This is a genomic window from Pseudomonas sp. W15Feb34 (assembly GCF_023127765.1).
Lineage (GTDB): Bacteria > Pseudomonadota > Gammaproteobacteria > Pseudomonadales > Pseudomonadaceae > Aquipseudomonas > Aquipseudomonas synxantha_A.
The window spans coordinates 63,993-88,583 of the sequence record NZ_SPKN01000027.1 but is presented as its reverse complement, the minus strand read 5'-3'; the positions used below and the strand labels follow the sequence as shown (position 1 = coordinate 88,583).

Sequence of the window (24,591 nt, the reverse complement as noted above, 5' to 3'; positions counted from 1 at the left end):
ACCGCATTCTAGGGGCAAGTCACTGGATTGGGATACGCCACAATCCTAAATGTGGGAGGGGGCTTGCCCCAATGCCAGTCAGTTAAGAGCTAGAGCAGACAACTAGTGAGCTGTGGCCCGATGAGGGAGTGTCAGTCAGCACATCTGCGACTGACTCACCGCCATCGGGAGCAAGCCCCCTCCCACATTTGGACCGAGCCGGGTGCAGGCTATTTCTTGTTCTTTTTGTCGTGCTTATCGGTTTTAGCGAACGCATCCTCCAGCGCCCGGTTGATGGTGCGCAACACCTTGACCCGCGCCCAGCGCTTGTCATTGGCTTCTACCAGGGTCCAGGGCGCCACCTCGGTGCTGGTGCGATCAACCATGTCGCCCACCGCCGCGCGGTAGTCGTCCCATTTGTCGCGGTTGCGCCAATCATCTTCAGTGATCTTGAAGCGCTTGAACGGGATTTCCTCGCGGGCCTGGAAGCGCTCCAGTTGGGTGTCCTTGTCGATGGCCAGCCAGAACTTGACCACGATCACCCTCGCATCGCGCAATTGCTCTTCGAAGTCATTGATCTCGCCATAGGCGCGCATCCAGTCCGCCGGGGTGCAAAAGCCTTCGATGCGTTCCACCAGCACGCGGCCGTACCAGGAGCGGTCGAACACGGTGAACATGCCACGCGCCGGGATCTTCTGCCAGAACCGCCATAGATAAGGCTGGGCGCGTTCGTCTTCACTGGGCGCGGCAATCGGCACGATGTGGTACTGGCGCGGGTCCAGTGCTGCCGCCACACGACGGATCGCCCCGCCCTTGCCGGCTGCGTCGTTGCCTTCGAATACGCTCACCAGCGCGTGTTTGCGCATGCGTTTGTCGCGCATCAGGCCAGAGAAGCGCGCCTGCTCGGTGATCAGCTGTTCTTCGTAATCGTCCTTGTCCAGGCGCAGGGTCATGTCCAGGCTGTCGAGCAGGCTCTTCTGGTCAACCGAGGCAAGCAACGGCGCCGGGTTCATGCCGCTGGCCTTGACCTTGGCCTGTTTCAAGGCACTTTGCAGTCCATCCAGCAGGATCTTGCCCACGGTCAGCCCACGGTAATGGGGGTCGACGCCTTCGATCACATGCCACGGCGCGTAATCGCGGCTGGTGCGGCGCAGCACACGCTCACCGAAATGCACGAACTTGTCGTAGGTCTCGGACTGCTGCCAATCCAGCGGGCTGATGCGCCAGCTGTGCAGCGGGTCGTCGGCCAGGGCCTTGAGGCGCGCCTTCATCTGTTTTTTGGACAGGTGGAACCAGAACTTGAAGATCAGCGCACCTTCATCGCAGAGCATTTTTTCCAGACGTTCGGCGCCGGCGATGGCCTGGTCCAGGCGCGCATCCTTGATCTGCCCATGCACCCGGCCTTGCAGCATCTGGCTGTACCAGTTACCGAAAAAGATGCCCATGCGACCCTTGGCCGGCAGTTGCCGCCAATAGCGCCAGGCCGGCGGGCGCGCCAGTTCTTCGTCGGTCTGCTGGTCGAAGGTGCGCACTTCGATCAGGCGCGGGTCCATCCATTCATTGAGCAGCTTGACGGTTTCGCCCTTGCCCGCGCCTTCGATGCCATTGATCAGGATGATCACCGGGAAGCGCTTCTGCTGCTGCAACTCGTACTGCACCTCCAACAAGGCTTCACGCAGGGCCGGCACTTCGGCGTCATAGGTGTCTTTGTCGATGGCGTGACCGATTTCGGCGGATTCGAACATGGGCAGCTCCGTTTCAAGATGGCTCAAGACTAGCGGATTGGGCACCACGGCAGGCAAGGAATTTCACTCGGCTTGCCGTGGATCAATCACCGCGGCTACGGTTAATACCCAGGAACGTGACATAGGCCCAGGTCCTGATGCTTCAACATCTGCTGTGTCAGGCGCTCCATCACTGCGGTTATTGCCTGCCGTCGCGGTGCGCGCAGGGCTTCCATTTGTTTGAAATACTCCCCGTCAGTAAGGTCCTGGCGATTCTCAAAAAGTGTTTGCTGCTGCGTATCGAAGGGCTCAGTCACCGATAGGAACTCAGCAGGAAACTGCTGTTTGAGATGGGTTTTCCAGAACGTCAACTGGGTAATAAAACGCAAGAAGGCAGGCGACAGCTCAGCTGTTCGCACCTGGGCTTGCGCCATCGCCAAATCGCTGCTGGGCACCTCGAAAAACGAGTCATAGACCATATGTTTCGGCTGCCCCGGCAGTTGCAGGTCCTTGGCCAACCCGATCCGAAATGCCAGGTTGATTTCCAGCGGATCCGAGGAGGCTTTTTCAACCGCGTATGTCGCCGCAATTTTCTCCAGCTCGCTGAGGCGAAACAAACCTCGACTCAAGTTCAACAGCGCCCCGGAGTTGCTCTGTGCACGACCCGCCTGCAGCGTTGCCTTCTCGACTTCCTTGAGAACCTCAATCTGGCTGAACATCTGCGCCGCCCCATCCTCACAACCAGTCGGATGGGCTGCCAGTTGGAAGACCTGCTCGCGCAGCCCGACATTGTCATGGGTCGCCTGCAATACGTCCCAGACACGTTGCGTCATATCCTCGCGCACACGGCGACTGTCAGCAGCACTGGTCAATTCAGCCAGCAACAGGAACAACTCTGTCGACTCCGGATCATCCCGCAGGTTGGCCCAGACGCTACGCTTGTTGGCATCGCGGGCGGCCACCTCGTCCGGCAACCACCGCGCCCTGGCCTTCAGTTCGCTCATACGAGGCTGATCGTCGTCTACATACCCCATACCAATACCCACGTCAGCGCGGTAACGCTCGAGTGCCTCTACTGTCGTATCGGATAGCGGATTGCCGCCCAAGTCGATCGACTGGCTGAAAATGCGCGGCACCGTGAACAACCACTCGGGCAGCACGGTGATCAGGTTATCGCGCAGATCCACCTGCTCCAAGTGGGCCAACCGCCCGATGCCCGACGGCAGGTCGACGAGTCTGCTGTCCCGCAGCAACAGCGTGTGCAAGTCACGCATCCTGCTGACATCCACCAGCTTATCCAGTGGGTTATGGCTCAGGTCCAGCAGGCGCAGCGTATTCAGATCAGCCAGTTTCAGCTGGGTATACTCGGTCAGTGCAAGACGGTTATGGGGCATCGACAAGCTTTCGAGGTCGAGCATCCGCGAGAATATTTCCGGCAAGCGCGTCAGGCGGTTACGGTCCAGCGCCAGATGCCGAATGCCTTTGAAACACTTGAGGAAATACGCGACGTCATCGCCCAATCGCATGTTCTTGAGTGACACCTGACGGACATGGTCGAAACGAATGTCGGCAGGCAGCGTCGGCAACGATCCGACGCGCATTCCGTCCAGGTTCAAACTGGCAACCGACATCTGATGTTCATCCAGAGCAAAGCTTTGACGCCGCCAACAGGCTTCAATGCGCTCAGCCACCTGCTCGCGGCTGGTACGAATGTCACTCAGGCCCGGCTGTTTATCCATGCCCTGGGTATCGGTCTTCCAGTGTTTGAGCAGCGCTCGCAGATGAGTAAGCTCTGCCTTCAAACGCTTTACCGCCCTGGCCCGGGAAAGATGGTCAGCACCCAAGGCCATCAGCAGCGAAGACACTTGTGCAGTGCTGAACAAGGGGTACAAACGCTTCACCTTGCGCACCAGCGCGCGAGGGTGCGCCAATGGCCCCGTCGGCGAATCAGCCATTTCACAGGGCATCGCGTCCAGCACCGGCTCGCTGCCCCTGCTGGAAAAAGCCTCGGCGGCCAGCTCCCGTTCCCCCTTGGCCTGGGAAGCGCTCATGTAGCGCAGGCGCCAGAGATTGTTGGCCTCGTTGAGCGGCAACCCCATTGCTACGCGCTGACTGTCGGTCAGCGCGCACTCAATCGCCTGAAACAAGCCGTCCGGTCCGGAGTAAGGCCCACCTAGACTCAGGCCGTTGTCGTCGAACGTTGCAAACCCAGCGTCCGAGCTGACCACTATTCGTCGCGCACCGGCGCCATTGCTCGCGCCCAGAACCAATAAGTCACCCTGTGGCGAACCCTGGCGCAACTCAAGCCGCACCTCCCTGCCCCACCCTGATAAATGCGGCATGGACCTGACTGCCACACGCGCCGTATCCAGGCTGGCCAGCTCAGGCTGCTCAAACCCCATCAGGGCGCGGTCCAGGCGTTGCTCCCCGAGGGCACGCTGGACCGACTCGGCCAATGCCATGGGGATACGTTGATTATCGCGCAGGGTCTCGCGCTGCACCGTTGAGGTCTGGGCCATCAATTCGCGCATCAGCGTACAGGGCAGTTGCGGATAGGCACGCCTGAGCAACGCCCATTCGGGCGGTACAGGTCCGTCATGGGCCTGATACAACTGCTCGAACAACGGCCTGCAGTCAGCCTTGAGGTGTGCGAGCAACTGACGCTCCAATACGCCGCGCTCCTGATCAGCAGCAACCCCCTCTCCAAGCAGGCCGATTTTTTGTGCCTCGTCCAGCTCGGACAACAGCACATCAAACACTTTGCCCTCACGAAGCATCTGCTCAGTGAGCGTCAAACGCAGGCCTGCATTGTCAAACGGCCCACCGGTGGGGTAACGCGCCTTGACGCGGCCCTGTGCATCCAGCACCTCAAAATAGCGCCCCACCGGCCACCCGTCTAACAAGGGCAGGGCATGCATCTGCAAGGTCAAGTTTTCTACACTGGGGGACGCACCGCTTTCCAACTGCCAGATCAGATCACGAATGGACTGGTCCAGCTTGAAACGCTCATACAAATCACGAAAACGTGCGGGAAAGGGCAGGCACTCTTCGGCCTGATAGACGCCCCATTCATGGGGCATATCCATAATGGCCTTGATCTGCACAAGTTTCTTGGGATGCAGCGAAGCACCTGGGCCTGCCGGGTTCAGGCGTGAAAAGAGATACTCCTGATCCTCCCATTCGTCAGGCGTTTCGAACGCAAAACGCCAGCGTCCTTCGCCGTTGTGCAGCAACAGCGGGCGATAAGCCGTCTGCCGCAGCGGGTGGCTGGCCCGCCATCGATCCAGTTTCGAGTCAAACGCAACCCGATGTACGCAATCATTGACCTTGACGTATGAATGCCCTCCGACTTTGTAAATTCCCGTAGCGTCCGCAACCTCGTCGTCGACAAGACGCTGATCATGGAAGTACGGCGTGACATTTGCCCGCCACAGCCGCAGATTGCCATCTGTGGGGCGTACCACTTCAAACTGGCGAAAAAAGTTATCCAGGTTAAGACCGCTGCGTTTCATCGCCGAACCGACAACCTTGCTCCCCGCCGCGAACAGCACCATCGAGGTGATGTTTTGCGCTACCGCTGCCAACTGCTTGAACGCCTCTTCTTTATCGCCACGGCGCCAGTCCTCAATGCCCTCATACAGCTCGCCGAGCATCTGGCCCACCGCCACGCCAGTCATCAATAGTCCCAACTCCGGCACAACAAACCCGGCGAGGTTGAGCACTGTCAAACCGGCATCCAGGTACGCTTGCAAGCGCTGCTCGCGGGCCACCTCATCCACGTCGGCTACCGGTACCGCCAGGGTCCGCGCGTCGGCTTGGAGTTTGGCGGCGTAAGTTGCGAAAAAATGCCCCGCCAGGCTAACCGTAATGGGGGTTGCCTCCAGCGCCCCCAAGGTACGGGATTGATCGAAATGGCTGAAGAAGCCGACCCGGTCATCCTGGCTCAGGTACCGGGTAAAGAAACTACGATAAGCCGGCACTTCAAGCTTGCCCTTGAGGTAGACCTGAAAGTCATCAAACGAGGAATACTCGAACAATGGCCGCTCCGGCTCATTGGGCATGTACACCACACAGGGTTCTTGCGGGTATTGCGCAACCGAGCGGCCGGAGAACACCAGGATGCTCCACAGGCAACTGCCCTGTACATTCAGCCATTGCCAAGTGACGGGGCGCCATTCAAACAAAATCCCTGCCGCCTGAGCCTGAGACGCTGTCAGCTTGCGGTCCAGCAATTTGCACAACACCTCGTAGACACCTTGGGAAATATCTGCGCGCATCAGGGCAATGTGGGCGTCGATTTTTATATCCAGGGTTTTCATCTGGCCGATATCGGTTGCGACATCATTGAGGTTGGGCTGATCACTCCCCAGCTTGAATACTTCACTGATGTGCTGCTGATACAGGCCACCCAGATCCAGGGCACGGCACCCCTGGGCAAACTCCAGGGGGGTTATGCCAATGACCCCGCGAGCGGCAGCCCCCAAGCGCAGCAGCGAGCCCGTCGGAAAGTGCTGCGCTCGCACTTCATCCTCGGAAAAATTCTGCATCGCCACATGCAGGAGACTGTCCTGCACCAGCCTCACCGTTTTCACATATTTCAATGGCAAGACTTCTTTCTCGTACTCGTTTACAGCACGCACCAAAAGATCTTTTTTCGGATCCACGGTCAGTTGCCATCGGGTCTGACAGTAAGCCTTGAGCCGCTCACTGCAAAACTCATCCAGTGCTTGCAAAGGCTTCAATTGCTCGGCGACAACTGCCTGGGCATCTGCAACCCGTGCGGCATCTCTGGTCAGTGCGTCCAACACGCCAGGCGGTGCGTTGACCATCCAGCCCGGCAGTTGCTTTTGCAACACCTGGGCCTTGTCCAAATCACCCGTCATTTCCAGTAAGGCGGATTGCAGTTGCCGCTGGGTCAATTGGTTCAGTTTGCTGTTCAAATCGTCCTGCGGGCGCATCAGCAATGTCCTTTATTGCCTATAAATCAAGCTATTACGATACCGCAGCAACTTGCACAGAATTAACGCTGATAGTTGATGGATTGCAGGCCGGACGCAGCAGCTATTTCCATGCAAAACCTATGGGGCTACCACCTGGAATCGGCCCTGAGCGCCGCGATCGGCTAGAATGGCCGCCTTGTCTTTGCCTGCTGTATGTCTATGAGCCGCCCATGACCCCCATCACCCACGCCCAGCTCGACTGGGATGACCAAGGTCGCCCGCATTCGCGGGTGTTCGACGACGTGTACTTCTCCGACCAGTCGGGCCTTGCAGAAACCCGCTATGTGTTCCTGGAGCAGAACCGCTTGCAGGAGCGCTTTGCTGGCTTGCCAGCGGGCGGGCGGCTGGTGATCGGCGAAACCGGCTTCGGCACGGGTTTGAATTTTCTCTGCGCCTGGCAATTGTTTGAGCAACACGCACCGGCCGGCGCGCGCCTGCACTTTGTCAGCGTGGAAAAATATCCGCTGAGCCATGCCGACCTGCAACGCGCCCTCGCCCTCTGGCCTGAACTGCAACCCTTGGCCGAACAACTCTTGGCGCAATACATCGCCATTCACCAAGGCTTCCAACGCCTGGTACTGGATAACGGCCGCGTGGTCCTGACCCTGTTGATCGGCGATGCTCTGGAGCAATTGCCGCAACTGGATGCGCAGATCGACGCCTGGTTTCTGGACGGTTTCGCCCCGGCGAAAAACCCCGATATGTGGACCGCCGAACTGTTCGCTGAACTGGCGCGCCTGGCCGCTCCGGGCTCGACCATCAGCACCTTTACCAGCACCGGCTGGGTACGGCGCCTGATCAACGCCGCGGGCTTCAAGATGAAGCGCACGCCGGGCATCGGGCATAAGTGGGAGATCCTGCGTGGAGAGTTTCTCGGCTGGCCCGACGAGACGCCGCCGCCCGCAAAAAGCAAACCCTGGTTCGCTCGCCCCCCAGCCATCGACGGTGAACGCCACGCCATGGTTATTGGCGGTGGCCTGGCCGGTTGCGCAACGGCTGCCAGCCTGGCCGCCCGTGGTTGGCGCGTCAGCTTGCTGGAACGCCATGCCGGCCTGGCGCAGGAAGCCTCGGGCAACCCTCAGGGCGTGCTGTACCTCAAGCTGTCGGCCCATGGCACCGCATTGTCCCAACTGATACTCAGCGGTTTCGGCCACACCCGCCGCCTGCTGGAGCACTTGCACCGTGGCGTGGATTGGGATGGCTGTGGTGTGTTGCAACTGGCGTTCGACGCCAAGGAAGGCCAGCGCCAGGCCCAACTCGCCGACGCCTTCGCACCGAGCCTGCTGCACCTGCTCGACCGCGAGCAGGCGCAACAACAGGCTGGAATCCAACTGGCCCACGGCGGCCTGTTTTTCCCCGAGGGCGGCTGGGTGCATCCACCCGCACTGTGCCAGTGGCAGGCGACGCATCCGCTGATTGAGGTGCTCAGCCACCATGAGGCGCTTGAACTGGACCGGCACGACGACCAGTGGCACGCTCGCGCCGGCGATCGCGTGCTGGCCAGCGCCAGCGTGGTGGTGCTCGCCGGGGCGGCGGAGATCAAGCGTTTCCCCTTGAGCGCAGACATACCGCTCAAGCGTATTCGCGGGCAGATCACCCGGCTCGCACAAACCCCAGCCAGTGAGGCCCTTACTACTGTGGTCTGTGCCGAGGGTTACGTCGCACCAGCCCGCCTTGGTGAACATACCCTGGGCGCCAGTTTTGACTTCAACAACCAAGACCTCACACCCACGCTCGCTGAACACACCGGCAACCTGGAGATGCTGCGCGAGATCTCCACAGACCTGCTGCAGCGCCTGGGCGCCGATCGCCTGGCGGCCGAACAGTTGGAAGGGCGTGCCGCGTTTCGCTGCACCAGCCCCGATTACCTGCCGATCGTCGGGCCGCTGGCCGACCATGAAGCGTTCCAGCAGGCTTATGCCGTGCTGGGCAAAGACGCCCGGCAAGTACCGGATACGCCGTGCCCCTGGCTGCCCGGGCTGTACCTCAACAGTGGCCATGGCTCCCGCGGCCTGATCACTGCCCCCCTGTGCGGCGAACTCCTGGCCGCCTGGCTGAATGACGAACCGCTGCCGGTACCGGCCAGCGTGGCCGCGGCTTGCCACCCCAACCGGTTTACCCTGCGCGCTCTGGTTCGAGGCCAGGCCGCAGCCCGTAAAGAGCGGGATTGATGGCTAGGCGGCCATCTGCCTTATAACTTATCGGTCTAAAACTCCACGCATAGCACTGGGTCAGTTTCTGGGTACGCGCCGTTTGGCGTATTGAGTATTGACCCCTCCCCAACGGAAAAACCGGTAAGGAACTTATGTGTGGATTAGCTGGCGAGTTACGCTTTGATCATCAACCTGCCGACCTGGCAGCCGTAGAACGCATCACTCATCACCTCGCCCCCCGTGGCCCCGACGCATGGGGCTTCCACGCCCAAGGGCCGATTGCCCTGGGCCACCGCCGCCTGAAAATCATGGACCTGTCGGACGGCTCCGCGCAGCCGATGGTTGACGCCCAACTGGGGTTGTCCCTGGCGTTCAATGGCGCGATCTATAACTTCCCGGAACTACGAGAAGAGCTGGAAGCCCTGGGCTACGCCTTCTATTCCGGCGGTGATACCGAAGTGCTGCTCAAGGGCTACCACGCCTGGGGCGAAGCACTGCTGCCCAAGCTCAACGGCATGTTTGCCTTCGCCATTTGGGAACGTGACGCCCAACGTCTGTTCATCGCCCGTGACCGCTTGGGCGTAAAACCTTTGTACCTGTCGCGCACCGGCCAGCGCCTGCGTTTTGCCTCGGCGTTACCGGCGTTGCTCAGGGGCGGCGACATCAACCCGATCCTCGATCCGGTCGCTCTCAACCACTACCTGAATTTCCACGCCGTGGTCCCCGCGCCGCGCACACTGTTGGCGGGCATTGAAAAGCTGCCGCCCGCCAGCTGGATGCGCATTGATGCCAGCGGCAAGACCGAACAGAAAACCTGGTGGACCCTGCCTTACGGGCCCCATGAGGATGAAAAACACCTGACGCTGGAAGACTGGACCGACCGCGTGCTCGACAGCACCCGCGAAGCCGTGGCCATCCGCCAACGCGCCGCCGTGGATGTGGGCGTGCTGCTCTCCGGTGGCGTCGACTCGAGCATGCTCGTCGGCCTGCTGCGTGAAGTCGGTGTGCAGGACCTGTCCACGTTCTCCATCGGTTTTGAAGACGCCGGTGGCGAGCGCGGCGACGAATTCCAGTACTCGGACCTGATCGCCAAGCATTACGGCACCCGCCACCATCAACTGCGCATCGCCGAAAGCGAGATCATCGAGCAACTGCCAGCGGCGTTCCGCGCCATGAGCGAGCCGATGGTCAGCCATGACTGCATCGCGTTCTACCTGTTGTCGCGGGAAGTCGCCAAGCATTGCAAGGTGGTGCAGAGCGGCCAGGGCGCCGACGAATTGTTCGCCGGTTACCACTGGTACCCGCAGGTGGATGGCGCAAGCGACCCGTATGCCGCGTACCGCGAGGCGTTTTTCGACCGCAGCTACGATGACTACGCGGCCACCGTCGCACCGAAATGGTTGACCGCCAACGACGCTGCCGGCGACTTTGTGCGCGAACATTTTGCCATGCCGGGCGCGGAAGCCGCCGTAGACAAGGCCCTGCGCCTGGACAGCACGGTGATGCTGGTGGACGACCCAGTCAAACGCGTCGACAACATGACCATGGCCTGGGGCCTGGAAGCCCGGACACCGTTCCTCGACTACCGCCTGGTAGAACTCTCGGCCCGCGTACCGGGCAAGTTCAAACTGCCCGATGGCGGCAAACAGGTGCTCAAAGAGGCCGCGCGCCGGGTGATCCCCAGCGAAGTCATCGACCGTAAAAAAGGTTACTTCCCGGTCCCCGGCCTCAAGCATTTACAAGGCGACACCCTGAACTGGGTGCGCGAGTTGCTGCTGGACCCGAGCCAGGACCGTGGCCTGTTCAACCCGGCCATGCTCGATCGCCTGCTGACGGACCCTCAGGGTCAACTGACCCCATTGCGCGGCTCCAAGCTGTGGCAACTGGCGGCGCTGAACCTGTGGCTCAGCGAACAAGGAATCTGATCCATGAAACCTAACGCCGCGGCGTATAGCCAACGCTTGATCAAAGGCCAGGCGCCGACCTACGAGCGCCTGCAGGCCCGGCTTGCCGAAGACGGCAGCCCGCAAGGTCCCGAACCGATTGCCGTGCATTGCGGTTGGGGGCGCTTGTTGATCGGGCATACGTTTCCCGACCCTGCCAGCCTTGCCCTGGAGCTGCTCAACGAACAGCCCGGCGAACGTGATATCGCTCTGTATGTGGCCGCGCCCCAGCAAATCCTCGGGATCGACCCGCAGCAGTTATTCCTCGACCCGTCAGACACCTTGCGCCTGTGGTTCAGTGACTACCGCCCCGCCACCCGTGTGTTTCGCGGTTTTCGGATCCGTCGCGTACAGAGCGAAGCCGACTGGCACGCCGTCAACTTGCTGTATCAGGGCCGCGGCATGTTGCCCGTCGACGTAGAACGCCTCACACCGCGCCATCAAGGCGGCCCGGTGTATTGGCTGGCGGAAGACGAAGACAGCGGCGCCGTGATCGGCAGCGTGATGGGCCTCAACCATCAGAAAGCCTTTCACGACCCGGAAAACGGTTGCAGCCTGTGGTGCCTGGCGGTAGACCCACAGTGCACCCGCCCAGGCGTGGGTGAAGTGCTGGTGCGCCACCTGGTGGAACACTTCATGAGCCGTGGCTTGAGCTACCTGGACCTGTCGGTGCTGCACGATAACCGCCAGGCCAAGAGCCTTTACGCCAAGCTGGGTTTTCGCGCACTGACCACCTTTGCGATCAAGCACAAGAACGGCATCAACCAGCCGCTGTTTCTCGGCCCGGGGCCGCAGGCGGGGTTCAATCCGTATGCACGAATCATTGTCGAAGAAGCCCATCGGCGCGGTATCGATGTGCAGGTGGATGACGCCGATGCCGGGCTGTTCACCCTCAGCCACGGCGGGCGCCGCGTGCGGTGCCGCGAGTCGCTGAGCGATTTGACCAGCGCCATCAGCATGACCCTTTGCCAGGACAAGAGCCTGACCCACAAGGTGCTCAAGGCCGCTGGCCTGAAGTTGCCTGCGCAGCAGTTGGCAGGCAGTGCCGACGACAACCTGGAGTTTCTGGACGAGCACCAGCGCGTGGTGGTCAAGCCGTTGGATGGCGAACAAGGCCAGGGCGTGGCGGTGGACCTGCGAACGATCGAGGAGGTGCAGCAAGCCATCGAAACGGCACGCCAGTTCGACAGCCGCGTACTGCTCGAAAGCTTTCACGAGGGCTTGGACCTGCGCATCCTGGTGATCGGTTTCGACGTAGTCGCCGCCGCGATTCGCCGCCCCGCCGAAGTGATCGGCGACGGTCAGCATTCGATTCGTGCATTGATCCAAGCGCAAAGCCGACGTCGTCAGGCCGCCACCGATGGCGAAAGCAAGATCCCCCTGGACGGCGAGACCGAGCGCACGCTCAAGGCCGCCGGCTACGACTACGACAGCATCCTGCCCCGCGGCCAGACCCTGGCCGTGCGGCGAACTGCCAACCTGCATACCGGCGGTTGTCTGGAAGACGTCACCGCCATCCTGCACCCGACGCTGGTGGACGCCGCCGTGCGCGCCGCCCGTGCCCTGGATATTCCCATGGTCGGCCTGGACCTGATGGTGCCGGCGGCCGACCAACCGGAGTACGTGTTTATCGAAGCCAACGAACGGGCCGGGCTGGCCAACCATGAACCGCAACCAACTGCAGAGAAGTTTGTGGATTTGTTGTTTCCACACAGTCAACCGGCCGCTTGAGGCTTGTGTTGAATGTGAAACCGCTATCGGGGGCAAGCCCCCTCCCACATTTTCCTGTGTTCACACATCAAGGGTGGGAGGGGGCTTGCCCCCGATGAGGCCGGCACTGGCAACGAATCTCTCAACCCTATCATCGAAACCATCGATGCCCTCAACTCATCAGGAGTTTCCATGACCAGAACCATCCCAGAACCCGATCTCGCCTACCTGCAAAAAGTGCTGCTGGAGATGCTCGCCATTCCCAGCCCCACCGGATTTACTGACACCATCGTGCGCTACGTCGCCGAACGCCTGGAAGAACTTGGCATCCCGTTTGAAATGACCCGGCGCGGCACTATTCGCGCCACCCTCAAGGGCCAGAAAAACAGCCCTGACCGTGCCGTCTCTGCGCACCTGGACACCATCGGCGCCGCCGTGCGAGCGATCAAGGACAACGGCCGCCTGACCCTGGCACCGGTGGGCTGCTGGTCGAGCCGCTTTGCCGAAGGCAGCCGGGTCAGCCTGTTCACCGATAACGGTGTCATCCGCGGCAGCGTATTGCCGTTGATGGCGTCCGGGCATGCGTTCAACACCGCCGTGGATGAAATGCCGGTCAGTTGGGACCATGTGGAACTGCGCCTGGACGCCTACTGCGCCACTCGTGCCGACTGTGACTCCCTAGGCATCAGCGTCGGTGACTATGTAGCGTTCGACCCACTGCCGGAGTTCACCGAAAGCGGGCATATCAGCGCCCGTCACCTGGACGACAAAGCTGGGGTCGCCGCCCTGCTCGCCGCGCTCAAGGCAATCGTCGACAGTGGCGAACCGCTGCTGATCGACTGCCACCCGCTGTTCACCATCACCGAGGAAACCGGCAGTGGCGCAGCGGCCGCCCTGCCCTGGGATGTCAGCGAGTTTGTCGGCATCGACATCGCCCCGGTCGCCCCCGGCCAGCACTCCAGCGAACACGCGGTGAGCGTGGCGATGCAGGACTCCGGCGGGCCGTACGACTATCACCTGTCGCGGCACTTGCTGCGCCTGGCCGCCGATAACGACTTGCCGGTGCGCCGCGATCTGTTCCGCTATTACTTCAGCGATGCGCACTCAGCAGTCACCGCCGGCCATGACATTCGCACCGCCCTGCTGGCCTTCGGTTGCGATGCCACCCACGGCTACGAGCGTACCCATATCGACAGCCTGGCCGCCCTGAGTCGCTTGCTGGGCGCCTATATCCTCAGCCCGCCGGTCTTTGCCAGCGATGCACAACCGGCCCAAGGTTCCCTGGATCGGTTCAGTCATCAGATCGAGCATGAAACGCAAATGGAGAGCGACACCCGCGTGCCGTCGGTGGACAGCCTGGTCGGAAACAAGTCCTGACGCCGGCGACAGCTGCTACTGGCAACATAGGTCCCGGCGCAGTAGCATCGCCGGGACCTGACACCTGAGGCTTGTATGCTGATTCCCTACGATGCACTTGAAGTCGACACCCTGACCCGCCTCATCGAAGACTTCGTCACCCGCGACGGCACTGACAATGGCGACGATACGCCGCTGGAAACCCGCGTGCTGCGCGTACGCCAGGCACTGACCAAGGGCCAGGCGCTGATCGTCTTCGACCCCGAGAGCGAGCAATGCCAACTGATGCTCAAGCACGATGTGCCCAAGCATCTGTTCGACTGAAAACCCCGCCTAAGGATTGGGTACCGACACGGGATGCGTGACGGGCCCCTGGCGTTCGCGGATCTTCTGGTAAACCTCGGCGCGGTGCACATTGACGCCCACGGGGGCGTCGATACCGAATTTCACGTGGGTGCCGTTCACTTCGAGAATATAGACGGTGATGTCATCGCCAATAGCGATGGCTTCGCCTATGGTGCGGCTTAAGACCAGCATGGCGTGTGTCCTTTTCAAGTAGCAGGACCTGGACCATGCGCCCTTGGAAATGGACCGGCAATGGCTTGCTGGAAAATCAGGCATTACCTACACAGGTAGGTAATTTGCCTGACAGACTCCATCCAAATCAGCCCTTAACGACCTGCGCCTTCGCGCGCATCTTGTCGGCCATCAGCGTCATTTCGTCATACAGCAACTGCGGGTTTTTCTGCTTCAGGGCCCAGGCCATGCGCCCTTGCTCATGGGGCAGGATCATGAATTCGCCCGCGGCCACGCGGTGGTAGATGTAATCGGCGATATCGGTCGCCGAAATAGGTGAACTTTCAAGCAACTTGCCCACCTGCGCCTTCATGGCCGGGGTCGGCCCACGGAAGGAGTCGAGCAGGTTGGTCTGGAAAAACGATGGGCACACCACGTGCACGCCCACTTCCTGCTGCTTGAGCTCGACCAGCAGGCTTTCCGACAACGCCACTACGCCGGCCTTGGCCACGTTGTAGTTGCTCATGGCCGGCCCCTGCATCAATGCAGCCATCGACGCGATGTTGATGATCCGGCCCTTGCTCTTCTCCAACAGCGGCAGGAACGCCTTGCAGCCCTTGACCACGCCCATCAGATTGATTGCGATCTGCCAGTCCCAATCCTCCAGGGACAGTTCGGCGAAGAACCCACCCGAGGCCACGCCTGCGTTGTTGACGATCACATCAATGCCGCCGAGCTTGACCTCGCACGCCTGGGCAAACGCGGTGAGCTGGCTGTAGTCGCGCACGTCGCAGCGTTGGATAAACCCTTCACCCCCCGCCTCGCGCACAAGTTTGAGGGTCTCCTGCAAACCGGGCTCACTGACATCCGACAACGCCAACTGCCAGCCCTCACTGGCCCAGCGCAGAGCGATTTCACGACCCAGGCCGGACCCGGCGCCAGTGATCATCATGCGGTTTTGCATAGGAAGTAGCCTTGTGGTTTACCGAAGAAGTGACCGGCAGTGTAGCGAAGGTTTTTCCCGCACCCACGCACCATCAGATTGATGAATGCCCCAGGCAAACCGTGGGCCGGGTCGCAGGCACGCATATAGCCCAAGTTCAATTTTTTTCAACTGATTAGTTCAAGTTGCGCACGGGTTAAAAGAAATAAGCAACTAATCAAAATGTTTTAGAAAAACAATGAATTTTCTGCGAAGTGCATGAGTCGGAATGGTTAAGACGTCCCGATGCACATGGACGAGATAACGGTCAAACAGCCGGTTTTTGCACAGAACCTATAAGGAATAAAACCATGAGCCTCATTCTAATCATTATCCTGATCCTTCTGTTGGTCGGCGGCCTGCCAGTGTTCCCGCACTCGCGTAACTGGGGTTACGGACCGTCGGGTATCCTGGGTGTGGTGCTGGTCGTCCTGCTGGTGCTGTTGTTGCTCGGCAAGATATAAAAGCCAGGACAAAAAAAGAGGCCTCGATCGAGGCCTCTTTTTTATTGCCGGTCAGTTAGTCCGGCTTACCATCTACAACACCTGCGGTGTTATCCAGCAGGCTCTTGGTAGCGGTCTGCAGGAACGACTCAAGTTTCTGCTTGAGCGCAGCTTCGTCCGGCGACTCAGGGATCACCTTGCCAGTCGGTTCGGCGCCCAGGGTGTATTCCCACAACTTGGGTGGCATTTCCTTGGGCAATACCAGTACGCGGTCAGCGGTAAGCAAGGCCACGGTCTGGTCGCTGCCCGATGGCTTGATCACGCCGAAGCCCTTGTCGCCTTCCGGCAGGTTCAACAGGTCACGCCCCCAGCACTGGTGCAATGTGTCACCACCCAGGCGGCCCATGATGGTCGGCACGATGTCGATCTGGGTGCCCACGGTGTGGTCACGTACGCCGAACTTTTCCTGCATGCCAGGTGCGATCATCAGCATCGGCACGTTGAAGCGGCCCAGGTCCATTTCGGTGATCTGTTGCTCGTTGCCGAAACCGTGGTCGCCCACAATCACGAACAGCGTTTCCTTGAAGTACGGCTCCTTGCGGGCCTTTTCAAAGAACTGGCCCAGGGCCCAGTCAGAGTAGCGCATGGCCGTCAAATGCTCGTTGAGGCTGCCACGGTCGGTGACTTTTTCAACCGGCAATGGCGTCGGCAACGCGTACGGGGTGTGGTTGGACAAGGTTTGCAGCAATGCGTAGAACGGCTTGCCGCCTTCACGGGCTTTGAGTTCCTCCAGGCCACGGTTGAACATGTCCTGGTCGGACACGCCCCATGTCGGGTCGGAGAACACCGGGTCGACAAAGTCATTACGGCCGATGAAGTTGGTCATGCCCTGGTTGCTGAAGAAGCCCGACTGGTTGTCCCAGGCGAAATCGCCGTTGTAGACATACACATCGTCGAAATCACGCGCACTGAGCAACTGCGGCAGGCCCGACAACTTGTGGCTGCCTTCCGGGGTCTGCATCAGGTATTCGAAGCCCGGCAGGTTCGGGAAGCAGGCCATGGTGGCGAACATACCCTGGTGGGTGTGGGTACCGTTGGAGAAGAAGCGGTCGAACAGCAAGCCTTCCTTGGTCAGCTTGTCGAAGTACGGCGTGATATTGCCCGGACGCCCCAACGCGCCTACCGAGTGACCGGCGAAGCTTTCCATCAGGATCACTACGACGTTCTTGATCGGCAGGGTTTTCTCGGCCGGCGGCGTGAAATCACGGCGCACGGCAGCGGTGTCGGTATCCACCAGTTTTTCGCTCGGCAACACCAGCATGTCGCGCACGGTCTGGGTGGCCAGCGGTTGTTCGAGGGTGGCTTTCCAGATGTTGGCACGGTCTTCACCGAACCGCGCCTTGGCCGCCGCGATCAGCGACAGGGTGCCATTGAGGCCCAACTGGTTGGCGAAGTTCGAATCGGTGGTGTAGACATCCCCCCAACGCAATGGCGGGCCCTGACGCAGGGTGCCGCGAATGGCGACCACGGCGACCAGCAGGCAAACCACGAATACAGCGATGCGGCTGTACCACGGAGCCACCTGGCGCGTGCTGATCGTACCGCCGCTGAACGGGCCACGCGGGCGCGTTGCACGGTCGGCGCCCTTGAAGGCCATGCTCAGGATCAGCGTGCCCACGGCCCAGGCCAGCAGGTAGCGCACCACCGGGAAACCGTACCAGAGCATGCTCATCACGGTTTTCGGGTCTTCCTTCACATACTGGAAGACCAGGCCGTTGAGGCGCTGGTGGAATTCACGGTAGAAGTCCATTTCCATCAGCCCCAGGAACAAGGCGATGCTGGACACGACGGTCAGCCACAAACGGAAGAAACCCCGTGCCGCCATGGCCCGTACACTGAACAACGCCAGCAGCAACGGGATCAGCAGGTACATCACCAAGCGGATATCCAGGCGCAGGCCATTGGCAAACGCTTCCAGGAACGTCGAGGCCGGCGTGTCCAGGATCATCTCGCGGTTGTAGACCAGCAACGCCAGGCGCAGCAGGGAGAACATCACCATCATGACCAGTGCGCAGAGCAGCGTGTACGCCAGATGGGATTTGACGGTCGGTTGCAGCAGGCGATTTGAAGCTCGCTGCTGATTCAGGGCGTCCGGGTTTGCCATGTCGTTTTAGGACCCATTGGAAGTTTAAGTTGCGAAATAATGCAGTGGCGTCCGCCCTCGCCCAGGCTGGCTGGGGTAAGCGGTTTACGCGGTGGCACAAATGGTGCCCGATCAAGGCCGGCAAGGCTATTAATTACTGAACGTGCAACCTTGTCGTGTCTTTAAAGGCCCCAGGGATAGAGCCTTGGCAGGCGAATAAAGCCGGCGAATTGTCTTGGATGGAATGTGAAAATTCTGTACAGCGAATATTTCGATACACAAATTTTTCGAACAAATGTGGGAGGGGGCTTGCTCCCGATAGCGGTGTGTCAGTGAGCTTATTTGTCACTGATCCACCGCTATCGGGAGCAAGCCCCCTCCCACATTGACTGCGCCGACTCCAGGAGGAGTGAGGCGCTCAGATCCGCACGTTACCGCGTGGCCCAGCGATAGCCCAGATAATCAGACCCAGTACCGGCAACAGCAGGATCAACAGGATCCACAGCACTTTGGCGCCCGTACTTGCGCCGCTTTTGAACACGTTGATGATCGCCCAGATATCCAGCGCGAGGATGATCAGGCCAATCAGGCCGTTGAAAGTGGAACCCATGGTGTCGCTCCTAAGTGAGGGCATGCACTTGTAGGATAGTCAGCCTTGGCGGGGGTTCCGTTTTAATTTCAGACGTGCACGGCGATCTTCAATGCCTCAAGCGACGGCTCAGCCTTGATGCCGACTTCAACGCACAGTTGCAGCACGCGCGGCAGGTCGTTGCCGAATACCAATACGGCCTGGATCTCATCATCGAGCAACTGACTGAAGTTCATCAGCACATAACCGCCGTCTTCCGGGCTCAAGGCGCTCATCTGAATCTGGATGCGGTTCAACGCGGTCAGGTCTTCAGTCTTGGTCAATTGCTTGGGCTTGAGATTGAACGCCACGCCCGGACCAAACGAGGCGACGATCTGCGCGAACAGGTCGCCGTAGGTATCAGCCTGAAACAACACCGTGTCGGGCAGGCTGCCGACCACCACCCACTCCCCCAGCGGTATCGGGAAGCTGTCGTCGTAGTTGATATCCGGGTTAGCCGCCAGGAAAGCGGCCGGGTCTGCGTAGGCTTGCGCCGCTTCGTCGGCAATACGTGCCACTTCGTCCTCAGCCATGACGCCGGCGCTGATTTTGCTGATGAGTTCGACGAGGGCGGTTTTCATGGGCGATCCTGTAGCGGGCGGGTTTTCGAGGGCGCGTAGCCTACACCAGTTTCTGCAACTGCGCCGCCGTATCCACCGCGCCCATGGTCTGTGCCGCAGCCAGTGCTGTGGCACCTTGAGCGTCGGTAGCCTTGGGATTGGCGCCTTGACCGAGCAGGTATTCGACCATTTCAACGCGGTTGAACATCGCCGCCATCATCAACGCCGTACGCCCGTCCGATGAGGCCGCCTCAACCGGCGTACCGCCTTCGATCAGGGCCCTAACCACCGGCAGGTTGCCTTTGAACGCCGCGCCGGCAATCGGCAACTGGTTCTTGTCATTGGCGATCAAGGGGTCGGCCTTGAATTCCAGCAGTACTTTTACCGCCTCGGCGTGTCCGTGGTAGGCCGCGAGCATCAACAAGGTGTCGCCATTGTGGTTACGAAAGTTGGCTGGCAAGCCCTTGGTCAACAACGCAGCGAGCATGGCTGCATCGCCGCGGCGGGCCACGTCGAAGACCTGCTCGGCAAATTCGGCGGCTTCGTCTTCGGTCATTTGTTTAGGCTGATCTGACATGGGGGCTCCTTGCTGAGGCGGCTTGTGTAACTGAATAAGGCGCCCAGTGTCGCGATGGAGTTCCCCCCTGTCATGGCTTTTTTGTCAAAAGCCGCCATAGCCAGAATCAATAACGAAAGTGCCCGCCCTGGATCTGCGCCAATAATTGCCCGGTAACCGGCACGTAGCTCTGCGAACCTGGCAGCCAGGCGTACACCGGGTCATTGCCGGCCTTGGCGGGGTCGAATGCTTCCTCTTTGAGTTTCATTTTCTGGTACTTGAAGGTGCCGGTGGTTTCCATTTTTACCTTGATCCGCAGGAACAGCGGCACCGCATAGTGCGGCAACTGGCCGTGGGCAAATTGCAGCAGTTCGCGCATGTCCAGGGCGGCCAGAGACTCACTCGGGGTGATGGCGACCATGCCAGCACGGCCATTGGTGTTCGCGATCTCGACACCATAAGCCACCACTTCGGCGATTTGCGGGTGTTGCAGCAGCACGTTTTCCACTTCGGTGGTCGAGACGTTTTCACCCTTCCATCGGTAGGTGTCCCCCAGGCGATCGACAAATTGCGCATGACCGAAGCCGATGCTGCGTACCAGATCGCCAGTATTGAAATACCGGTCGCCCTTCTCGAACACGTCGCTGATCACCACTTTGCGATTTTTTTGCGGGTCGGTGTAGCCATCGAACGGTGACTTTTCATCGATCTTCGCCAGCAACAAGCCCTGCCCGCCCGTTGAGACCTTGTGCATGAACCCATCACTGCCGCGCAACGGTTCACCTGTGTCAGGGGCGTAATCCACCAATGCCCAATGCTGCAGGCAAAAGCCGATGGTGTTGTCAAAATTCAGCACGTTGGTAAAACCGATATTGCCGTCACTGGCCGCATACAGTTCGCAAATATGCTCCACCTCATAGCGCTGTTTGAACTGCGCCCATACACCGGGGCGCAGGCCATTGCCGACCATCTTGGTCACGCGGTTATCGCGATCCTGTTCGCTGAGGGGCTGGTCGAGCAAATAGCGGCATAACTCACCGACATAGCCGAGGGTGGTTGCGTTGAACTTGCGCGCATCCTCCCAGAACTGGCTGGCGCTGAACTTGCGCCGAATGGCGAAGCCGGACGCGCCGATAATGGCCGAGCCCCAGCACACGCACAAACCGGTGCCGTGGTACAGCGGCAAGGTGCAATAGAGAACGTCGTGCGGTGCCATGTCCAGGGCAATCCTGCCGAAGCTCACAGCGGTTTTGGTCCAGCGCCCATGCTTCATGATGCCGGCCTTGGGCAAGCCGGTGGTGCCGGAGGTGTAGATATAGAAGCAGGGATCGTTGTAGGAAATCTGCGCGCAGATCGCAAGGTTGTCCACCGGGTGCCCGGCACTGGCCGCCATCAGGTCGATGTAGCCCTCAGGAACTGCGCCATCGGGTTGATCCGCCACAAACCAAGTGCGCTCGGCCGGGATCTGCACCTGATCGCGCACCGCTGCGTAGGCGCTCAGCAACTCTGCCCCCACCACAATGGCAACCGGGTCGACCAGCGTCAGGCTGTGCACCAGCGTCCCCTGGGTTTGCGACGTATTGAGCATGGCGCAGACGCCGCCCAGCTTGGCCACGGCCAACACGTTGAGCAGCAACTCGGGGCGATTTTCAATTAACAGCGCTACCACGTCGCCTTTGCGAATGCCCTGGTCATGCAGGTGATGGGCGATGCGATTGGCCTGCTGATTGGCGTCGCGATAGCTGATCACCTGGTCAGCGTAAAGCAGCGCGGCACCGTCAGGATTGCGCAAGGTCGCTTGCTCGAAATGCCAGCCCAGGCCGCAGGATTGCCTGGGGTCGGTGACATTGGCCGCGCGCATGCCGCGTACCACACGCGGGAGCGCCCGAACGATGGCAGGCACCTTTCGCAGCATCATGCCCCAGGTAATCATGTCGTTTTGCCGATGGCTCATGGCGGGACTTCCTTTTTCTTATTTTTGGTCGAGTCCAGATACATGACGAGCCCGTAGGCACTCGCCAATGCGTTACAGGAAAATACGTCAGCCCTTCTTGGGCTGTACACGCGGGATTTGAAAAGTTTTGTATCCCAAAGGGCAGTCGCCGCAGGCAACGGAATTTTCCGGCAAAAAAGGCGGTCAATAGCTGTAAGGCAAGCCCGACACCTTCGCAAAGGCGCCGACTAAATAACGCAAAATGCAGGATGCACGATGGCCTTTCATGCAAATTGCACGAAAATGAAAATTCGATTGTTTTATAAGTATCTGATTTTTAAAGACTTTTTTCTTTAAGCAATACTGGCACAATCACTGCACCTATCACTCCATGCTTGCCAACTTGAGCCAATGGAGCTGATAGACATGAGCCTGATCCAAGATAAATTCGCTTCGGTATTCTCCAACTACGACGTCACCACCCAGCCACGTCCTGACGGTGGGATCCTGTTGACCCTGCGCAACAGCGAAGGTAAACAGGTCAAGCGCTCGATCTCGTACCAGCAATTGCACACCGCCGATCAATTGACCTGGGTCATCAGCGCCATTCGCCGTGACCTGGCCGAACAAGCCAGCGAGCTGCCGCAGATTTCCATGCTGCAAAGCCAGAACCGCTTTGCGCTGCCGACCTACCATTCGGCATAAGCGACAGACATGAAAAGGGCCGCGACGCCGTTGAGCGTCGCGGCCCTTTTTTGTGCCTTCAGCACAAGCCTTGGCGAGTGGCTTCGTTTTTCGCCTGTACCCGGTTGGTCACGTCCAGCTTGCCGTAGATATTGCGCAGATGAAACTTCACCGCCGCTTCGGAGGTGCCGCGAATCTGGCTGATCTCCCAGATGGTCTTGCCCTCGGAAGCCCACCGCAGGATTTCCAGCTCCGTTGGGGTCAGGGGCTTGCCGGACAAGTTCAGGCGTTTTCTGATAGCCGTCGGCACGCTATCGATGGGGGCACACGTCTGCTCTGGGCTGCTCATCGCTCTCTCCTTATATCTGCTGATGCGGCACCGCCTTTCGGACTCCTCCTATTGACAGATGACATAAACATTGGCGCCGCACAGAGAGTTACATAACCAGCGGAGTGAAAGCGTACAACACAGAACAAACAGCTTCGCCCTACGAATATTCAGGCGTTTTCCCACAACAAGTTCCAACTTGCCCGGGTTGAACATTTAGATATTTATGCTTAGTCGTCCAACCCTGGAAAACGCGCGGCAATGTTATCTGCGCTGAACGTCGGCACCTCGCCCTGGGCGGTGTTGAACAAACGCAGCGCCACCAAGTGCGGGTTCTCGCCGATGTCGAGCCAGTGCGACATACCCGCCGGGATAACCAACAGGTCATTTTTCTCGGCGCGCACGCCGTATACATAATCACCCACATGCAGCATGAACAGGCCCTGGCCGGCGATGAAGAAATACGCGTTATCTTCACGATAGGTGCGCTCTACCAGGAACGGGTCACGCAATTCATGCATCTGGGGATGGTCGCCCGTCACGCTGATCACCTTCGCCGTGGCATAGCCGAGCGCATCGATCTGTGGACGGTACGCCGCGATCATTTGCGCGTCACTGGCGCCTTTCTCGATAACGCTGGGCTGCCAACGTTCAAAGCCTATGCGGTGTTCGGCCAGGGTCGACTGGATGTCGTCGAAATGGGTCAGCACCTTGTTGGGTGTGTCCGCGGTGGCGATGTGGTAAACGGCTACGTAACTCATTGCACGGTTCCTTGATTCGGCTCTTGCAATCGAAGGCCAATGATAATGGCGGCGGCCAGCGCAGCGACGCTGGCGATACTGAACGTCAGGGTCGGGCCCAGCAGGTTCCAGCTATAACCGGAATACAGGGCGCCGAGGGCACCGCCAGTACCGGCCAAGGCAGCGTACAGGGCTTGGCCCTGGCCTTGCTGACGGTCACCGAAGCTGCGCTGCACAAAGGCAATCGCCGCCGCGTGAAAACTGCCGAATGTGGCTGCGTGCAGGAGCTGCGCCAACAGCAACACCCAGAAAAATTCGGCAAAGGAGCCCAGCAGCAACCAGCGCAGCGCCGCCAGCACAAAGCTGGCCAGCAGCACCCGGCGCACCGAAAAACGCGCCAGGATACGGCTCATGGCCAGGAACATCAGGACCTCCGCCACCACCCCCAGGGCCCACAACATCCCGATCACGCCACGGCTGTAGCCCAAGTGTTCCAAGTGCAGAGTGAGGAAGGTGTAATACGGGCCATGGCTCATTTGCATCAATGCCACGCAGGCATAGAACGCCAGCACCCCGGGACTGCGCAATTGCTTGAGGAAACCGTCACCAGCCAAGCGATTGCCGTGGCTGGCAGGCTGGGCATTGGGCACCCACAGGCTGGCGCCGATGATGCCGGCCATGATCACTACCACCACGACCGGGTAGATATCCAGGCTCAGCCAGTCGAACAGCCGCCCCATGATCACTACAGTGAGGATAAAGCCGATGGAGCCCCACAGACGGATCTGGCTGTAGCGCGAGGTTTGCTTGTGCAGATGGGCCAGGGTGATGACCTCAAACTGCGGCAGCACCGCGTGCCAGAAGAATGCGTGCAGGGCCATGACCATCGCCAGCCAGGCGTAGGTCTTGCTGACGAAGATCAGGCAGAAACTGGCCAGGGTACAGGCCGCGCCAAATCGCACAATGGCCAGGCGCCGGCCGGTGAAGTCGCCGATCCAGCCCCACAGGTTAGGCGCCACGCAGCGCATCAGCATGGGGATGGCCACCAGTTCGCCGATACGCGCGCTGGAAAAGCCCAGGTGATCGAAGTACAACGCCAGGAACGGCGCCGTCGCCCCGAGCAGGGCGAAGTAGAACAGGTAAAAGCTGGAAAGGTGCCAGTATGGGAGCGGTGGGGTCATTTTATTGGGGCTGCTTCGCAGCCCGGCGCGAG

At 59.9% G+C, this 24,591-nt stretch carries 19 protein-coding genes; 7 read left to right on the top strand and 12 right to left on the bottom strand.

Annotated features, from left to right (window positions below; translation table 11 throughout):
- Window positions 1-209: 209 nt before the first annotated feature.
- Both pap and E4O97_RS13235 read right to left on the bottom strand, forming a co-directional pair.
- Complete coding sequence (pap, locus tag E4O97_RS13240; RefSeq protein WP_248161475.1) at window positions 210-1,724, bottom strand: polyphosphate:AMP phosphotransferase; 1,515 nt, start codon at window positions 1,722-1,724, stop codon at window positions 210-212.
- Window positions 1,725-1,825: 101 nt separating this feature from the next.
- Window positions 1,826-6,661 carry an NEL-type E3 ubiquitin ligase domain-containing protein gene (locus E4O97_RS13235; protein WP_248161473.1) on the bottom strand — a complete coding sequence of 1,612 codons (4,836 nt, stop codon included), beginning with the start codon at window positions 6,659-6,661 and terminating at the stop codon, window positions 1,826-1,828.
- Window positions 6,662-6,873: 212 nt separating this feature from the next.
- On the opposite strand from E4O97_RS13235, the gene mnmC reads away from it, so the two are divergent.
- From mnmC to E4O97_RS13210, 5 genes are all read left to right on the top strand, one after another.
- On the top strand, window positions 6,874-8,874 hold the full coding sequence (gene mnmC, locus E4O97_RS13230; RefSeq protein ID WP_103733718.1) for a bifunctional tRNA (5-methylaminomethyl-2-thiouridine)(34)-methyltransferase MnmD/FAD-dependent 5-carboxymethylaminomethyl-2-thiouridine(34) oxidoreductase MnmC: 2,001 nt from the start codon (window positions 6,874-6,876) through the stop codon (window positions 8,872-8,874).
- A gap of 134 nt (window positions 8,875-9,008) precedes the next feature.
- Window positions 9,009-10,781, top strand: coding sequence for an N-acetylglutaminylglutamine amidotransferase (locus tag E4O97_RS13225; RefSeq protein ID WP_103733717.1), 1,773 nt, complete (start codon window positions 9,009-9,011; stop codon window positions 10,779-10,781).
- A 3-nt stretch (window positions 10,782-10,784) separates the two neighbouring features.
- The gene (gene ngg / locus E4O97_RS13220; protein WP_078821927.1) at window positions 10,785-12,530 is read left to right on the top strand and encodes an N-acetylglutaminylglutamine synthetase; all 1,746 of its coding nucleotides are present in this window, start codon (window positions 10,785-10,787) and stop codon (window positions 12,528-12,530) included.
- A 171-nt stretch (window positions 12,531-12,701) separates the two neighbouring features.
- Entirely contained in the window at window positions 12,702-13,886 is a 1,185-nt protein-coding gene (locus E4O97_RS13215; RefSeq protein WP_005789901.1) for an osmoprotectant NAGGN system M42 family peptidase, read from the top strand.
- A gap of 75 nt (window positions 13,887-13,961) precedes the next feature.
- Entirely contained in the window at window positions 13,962-14,189 is a 228-nt protein-coding gene (locus E4O97_RS13210) for a YheU family protein (protein WP_003192759.1), read from the top strand.
- 9 nt (window positions 14,190-14,198) lie between these two features.
- On the opposite strand, the gene csrA is transcribed toward E4O97_RS13210, so the two are convergent.
- Together csrA and E4O97_RS13200 are read right to left on the bottom strand one after the other, a co-directional pair.
- The gene (gene csrA, locus E4O97_RS13205) at window positions 14,199-14,402 is read right to left on the bottom strand and encodes a carbon storage regulator CsrA (RefSeq protein WP_248161508.1); all 204 of its coding nucleotides are present in this window, start codon (window positions 14,400-14,402) and stop codon (window positions 14,199-14,201) included.
- Window positions 14,403-14,529: 127 nt separating this feature from the next.
- Window positions 14,530-15,345 (bottom strand): SDR family oxidoreductase, encoded by an 816-nt coding sequence (locus E4O97_RS13200; RefSeq protein WP_248161472.1) that lies wholly within the window; start codon window positions 15,343-15,345, stop codon window positions 14,530-14,532.
- Between the two features lie 329 nt (window positions 15,346-15,674).
- Here E4O97_RS13200 and E4O97_RS13195 point away from each other — a divergent pair, with 329 nt between their 5' ends.
- A complete protein-coding gene (locus E4O97_RS13195) occupies window positions 15,675-15,827 on the top strand; it encodes a DUF3309 family protein (RefSeq protein WP_003192767.1) in 153 nt (50 codons plus the stop codon).
- 55 nt (window positions 15,828-15,882) lie between these two features.
- On the opposite strand, the gene E4O97_RS13190 is transcribed toward E4O97_RS13195, so the two are convergent.
- The 5 genes from E4O97_RS13190 to E4O97_RS13170 all read right to left on the bottom strand — a co-directional run bounded on the left by E4O97_RS13190 (window position 15,883) and on the right by E4O97_RS13170 (window position 21,647).
- Window positions 15,883-17,970 (bottom strand): LTA synthase family protein, encoded by a 2,088-nt coding sequence (locus tag E4O97_RS13190; RefSeq protein WP_005789904.1) that lies wholly within the window; start codon window positions 17,968-17,970, stop codon window positions 15,883-15,885.
- A 397-nt stretch (window positions 17,971-18,367) separates the two neighbouring features.
- Window positions 18,368-18,559, bottom strand: a complete 192-nt coding sequence (locus E4O97_RS13185; protein ID WP_003172956.1) for a PLDc N-terminal domain-containing protein — start codon at window positions 18,557-18,559, stop codon at window positions 18,368-18,370.
- 68 nt (window positions 18,560-18,627) lie between these two features.
- The gene (locus E4O97_RS13180; RefSeq protein WP_078821928.1) at window positions 18,628-19,158 is read right to left on the bottom strand and encodes a hypothetical protein; all 531 of its coding nucleotides are present in this window, start codon (window positions 19,156-19,158) and stop codon (window positions 18,628-18,630) included.
- Window positions 19,159-19,198: 40 nt separating this feature from the next.
- On the bottom strand, window positions 19,199-19,714 hold the full coding sequence (locus tag E4O97_RS13175; RefSeq protein ID WP_032880147.1) for an ankyrin repeat domain-containing protein: 516 nt from the start codon (window positions 19,712-19,714) through the stop codon (window positions 19,199-19,201).
- Between the two features lie 106 nt (window positions 19,715-19,820).
- A complete protein-coding gene (locus E4O97_RS13170; protein ID WP_078821930.1) occupies window positions 19,821-21,647 on the bottom strand; it encodes a long-chain-acyl-CoA synthetase in 1,827 nt (608 codons plus the stop codon).
- 405 nt (window positions 21,648-22,052) lie between these two features.
- On the opposite strand from E4O97_RS13170, the gene E4O97_RS13165 reads away from it, so the two are divergent.
- A complete protein-coding gene (locus E4O97_RS13165) occupies window positions 22,053-22,331 on the top strand; it encodes a DUF3509 domain-containing protein (protein WP_003172952.1) in 279 nt (92 codons plus the stop codon).
- Window positions 22,332-22,389: 58 nt separating this feature from the next.
- Here the strand turns inward: E4O97_RS13165 and E4O97_RS13160 are convergent, their stop codons facing one another.
- From E4O97_RS13160 to E4O97_RS13150, 3 genes are all read right to left on the bottom strand, one after another.
- Complete coding sequence (locus E4O97_RS13160) at window positions 22,390-22,659, bottom strand: helix-turn-helix transcriptional regulator (RefSeq protein WP_032880144.1); 270 nt, start codon at window positions 22,657-22,659, stop codon at window positions 22,390-22,392.
- A 209-nt stretch (window positions 22,660-22,868) separates the two neighbouring features.
- Entirely contained in the window at window positions 22,869-23,399 is a 531-nt protein-coding gene (locus E4O97_RS13155; RefSeq protein ID WP_078821932.1) for an acireductone dioxygenase, read from the bottom strand.
- The gene (locus E4O97_RS13150; protein WP_248161471.1) at window positions 23,396-24,559 is read right to left on the bottom strand and encodes an MFS transporter; all 1,164 of its coding nucleotides are present in this window, start codon (window positions 24,557-24,559) and stop codon (window positions 23,396-23,398) included. Before E4O97_RS13150 ends, E4O97_RS13155 begins: the two co-directional genes overlap by 4 nt.
- Window positions 24,560-24,591 lie beyond the last annotated feature (32 nt).

Coding starts and splice junctions, on each gene's coding strand:
- pap (WP_248161475.1), bottom strand. CDS start 1,724: ATGTTCGAATCCGCCGAAATCGGTCACGCCATCGACAAAGACACCTAT.
- E4O97_RS13235 (WP_248161473.1), bottom strand. CDS start 6,661: ATGCGCCCGCAGGACGATTTGAACAGCAAACTGAACCAATTGACCCAG.
- mnmC (WP_103733718.1), top strand. CDS start 6,874: ATGACCCCCATCACCCACGCCCAGCTCGACTGGGATGACCAAGGTCGC.
- E4O97_RS13225 (WP_103733717.1), top strand. CDS start 9,009: ATGTGTGGATTAGCTGGCGAGTTACGCTTTGATCATCAACCTGCCGAC.
- ngg (WP_078821927.1), top strand. CDS start 10,785: ATGAAACCTAACGCCGCGGCGTATAGCCAACGCTTGATCAAAGGCCAG.
- E4O97_RS13215 (WP_005789901.1), top strand. CDS start 12,702: ATGACCAGAACCATCCCAGAACCCGATCTCGCCTACCTGCAAAAAGTG.
- E4O97_RS13210 (WP_003192759.1), top strand. CDS start 13,962: ATGCTGATTCCCTACGATGCACTTGAAGTCGACACCCTGACCCGCCTC.
- csrA (WP_248161508.1), bottom strand. CDS start 14,402: ATGCTGGTCTTAAGCCGCACCATAGGCGAAGCCATCGCTATTGGCGAT.
- E4O97_RS13200 (WP_248161472.1), bottom strand. CDS start 15,345: ATGCAAAACCGCATGATGATCACTGGCGCCGGGTCCGGCCTGGGTCGT.
- E4O97_RS13195 (WP_003192767.1), top strand. CDS start 15,675: ATGAGCCTCATTCTAATCATTATCCTGATCCTTCTGTTGGTCGGCGGC.
- E4O97_RS13190 (WP_005789904.1), bottom strand. CDS start 17,970: ATGGCAAACCCGGACGCCCTGAATCAGCAGCGAGCTTCAAATCGCCTG.
- E4O97_RS13185 (WP_003172956.1), bottom strand. CDS start 18,559: ATGGGTTCCACTTTCAACGGCCTGATTGGCCTGATCATCCTCGCGCTG.
- E4O97_RS13180 (WP_078821928.1), bottom strand. CDS start 19,158: ATGAAAACCGCCCTCGTCGAACTCATCAGCAAAATCAGCGCCGGCGTC.
- E4O97_RS13175 (WP_032880147.1), bottom strand. CDS start 19,714: ATGTCAGATCAGCCTAAACAAATGACCGAAGACGAAGCCGCCGAATTT.
- E4O97_RS13170 (WP_078821930.1), bottom strand. CDS start 21,647: ATGAGCCATCGGCAAAACGACATGATTACCTGGGGCATGATGCTGCGA.
- E4O97_RS13165 (WP_003172952.1), top strand. CDS start 22,053: ATGAGCCTGATCCAAGATAAATTCGCTTCGGTATTCTCCAACTACGAC.
- E4O97_RS13160 (WP_032880144.1), bottom strand. CDS start 22,659: ATGAGCAGCCCAGAGCAGACGTGTGCCCCCATCGATAGCGTGCCGACG.
- E4O97_RS13155 (WP_078821932.1), bottom strand. CDS start 23,399: ATGAGTTACGTAGCCGTTTACCACATCGCCACCGCGGACACACCCAAC.
- E4O97_RS13150 (WP_248161471.1), bottom strand. CDS start 24,559: ATGACCCCACCGCTCCCATACTGGCACCTTTCCAGCTTTTACCTGTTC.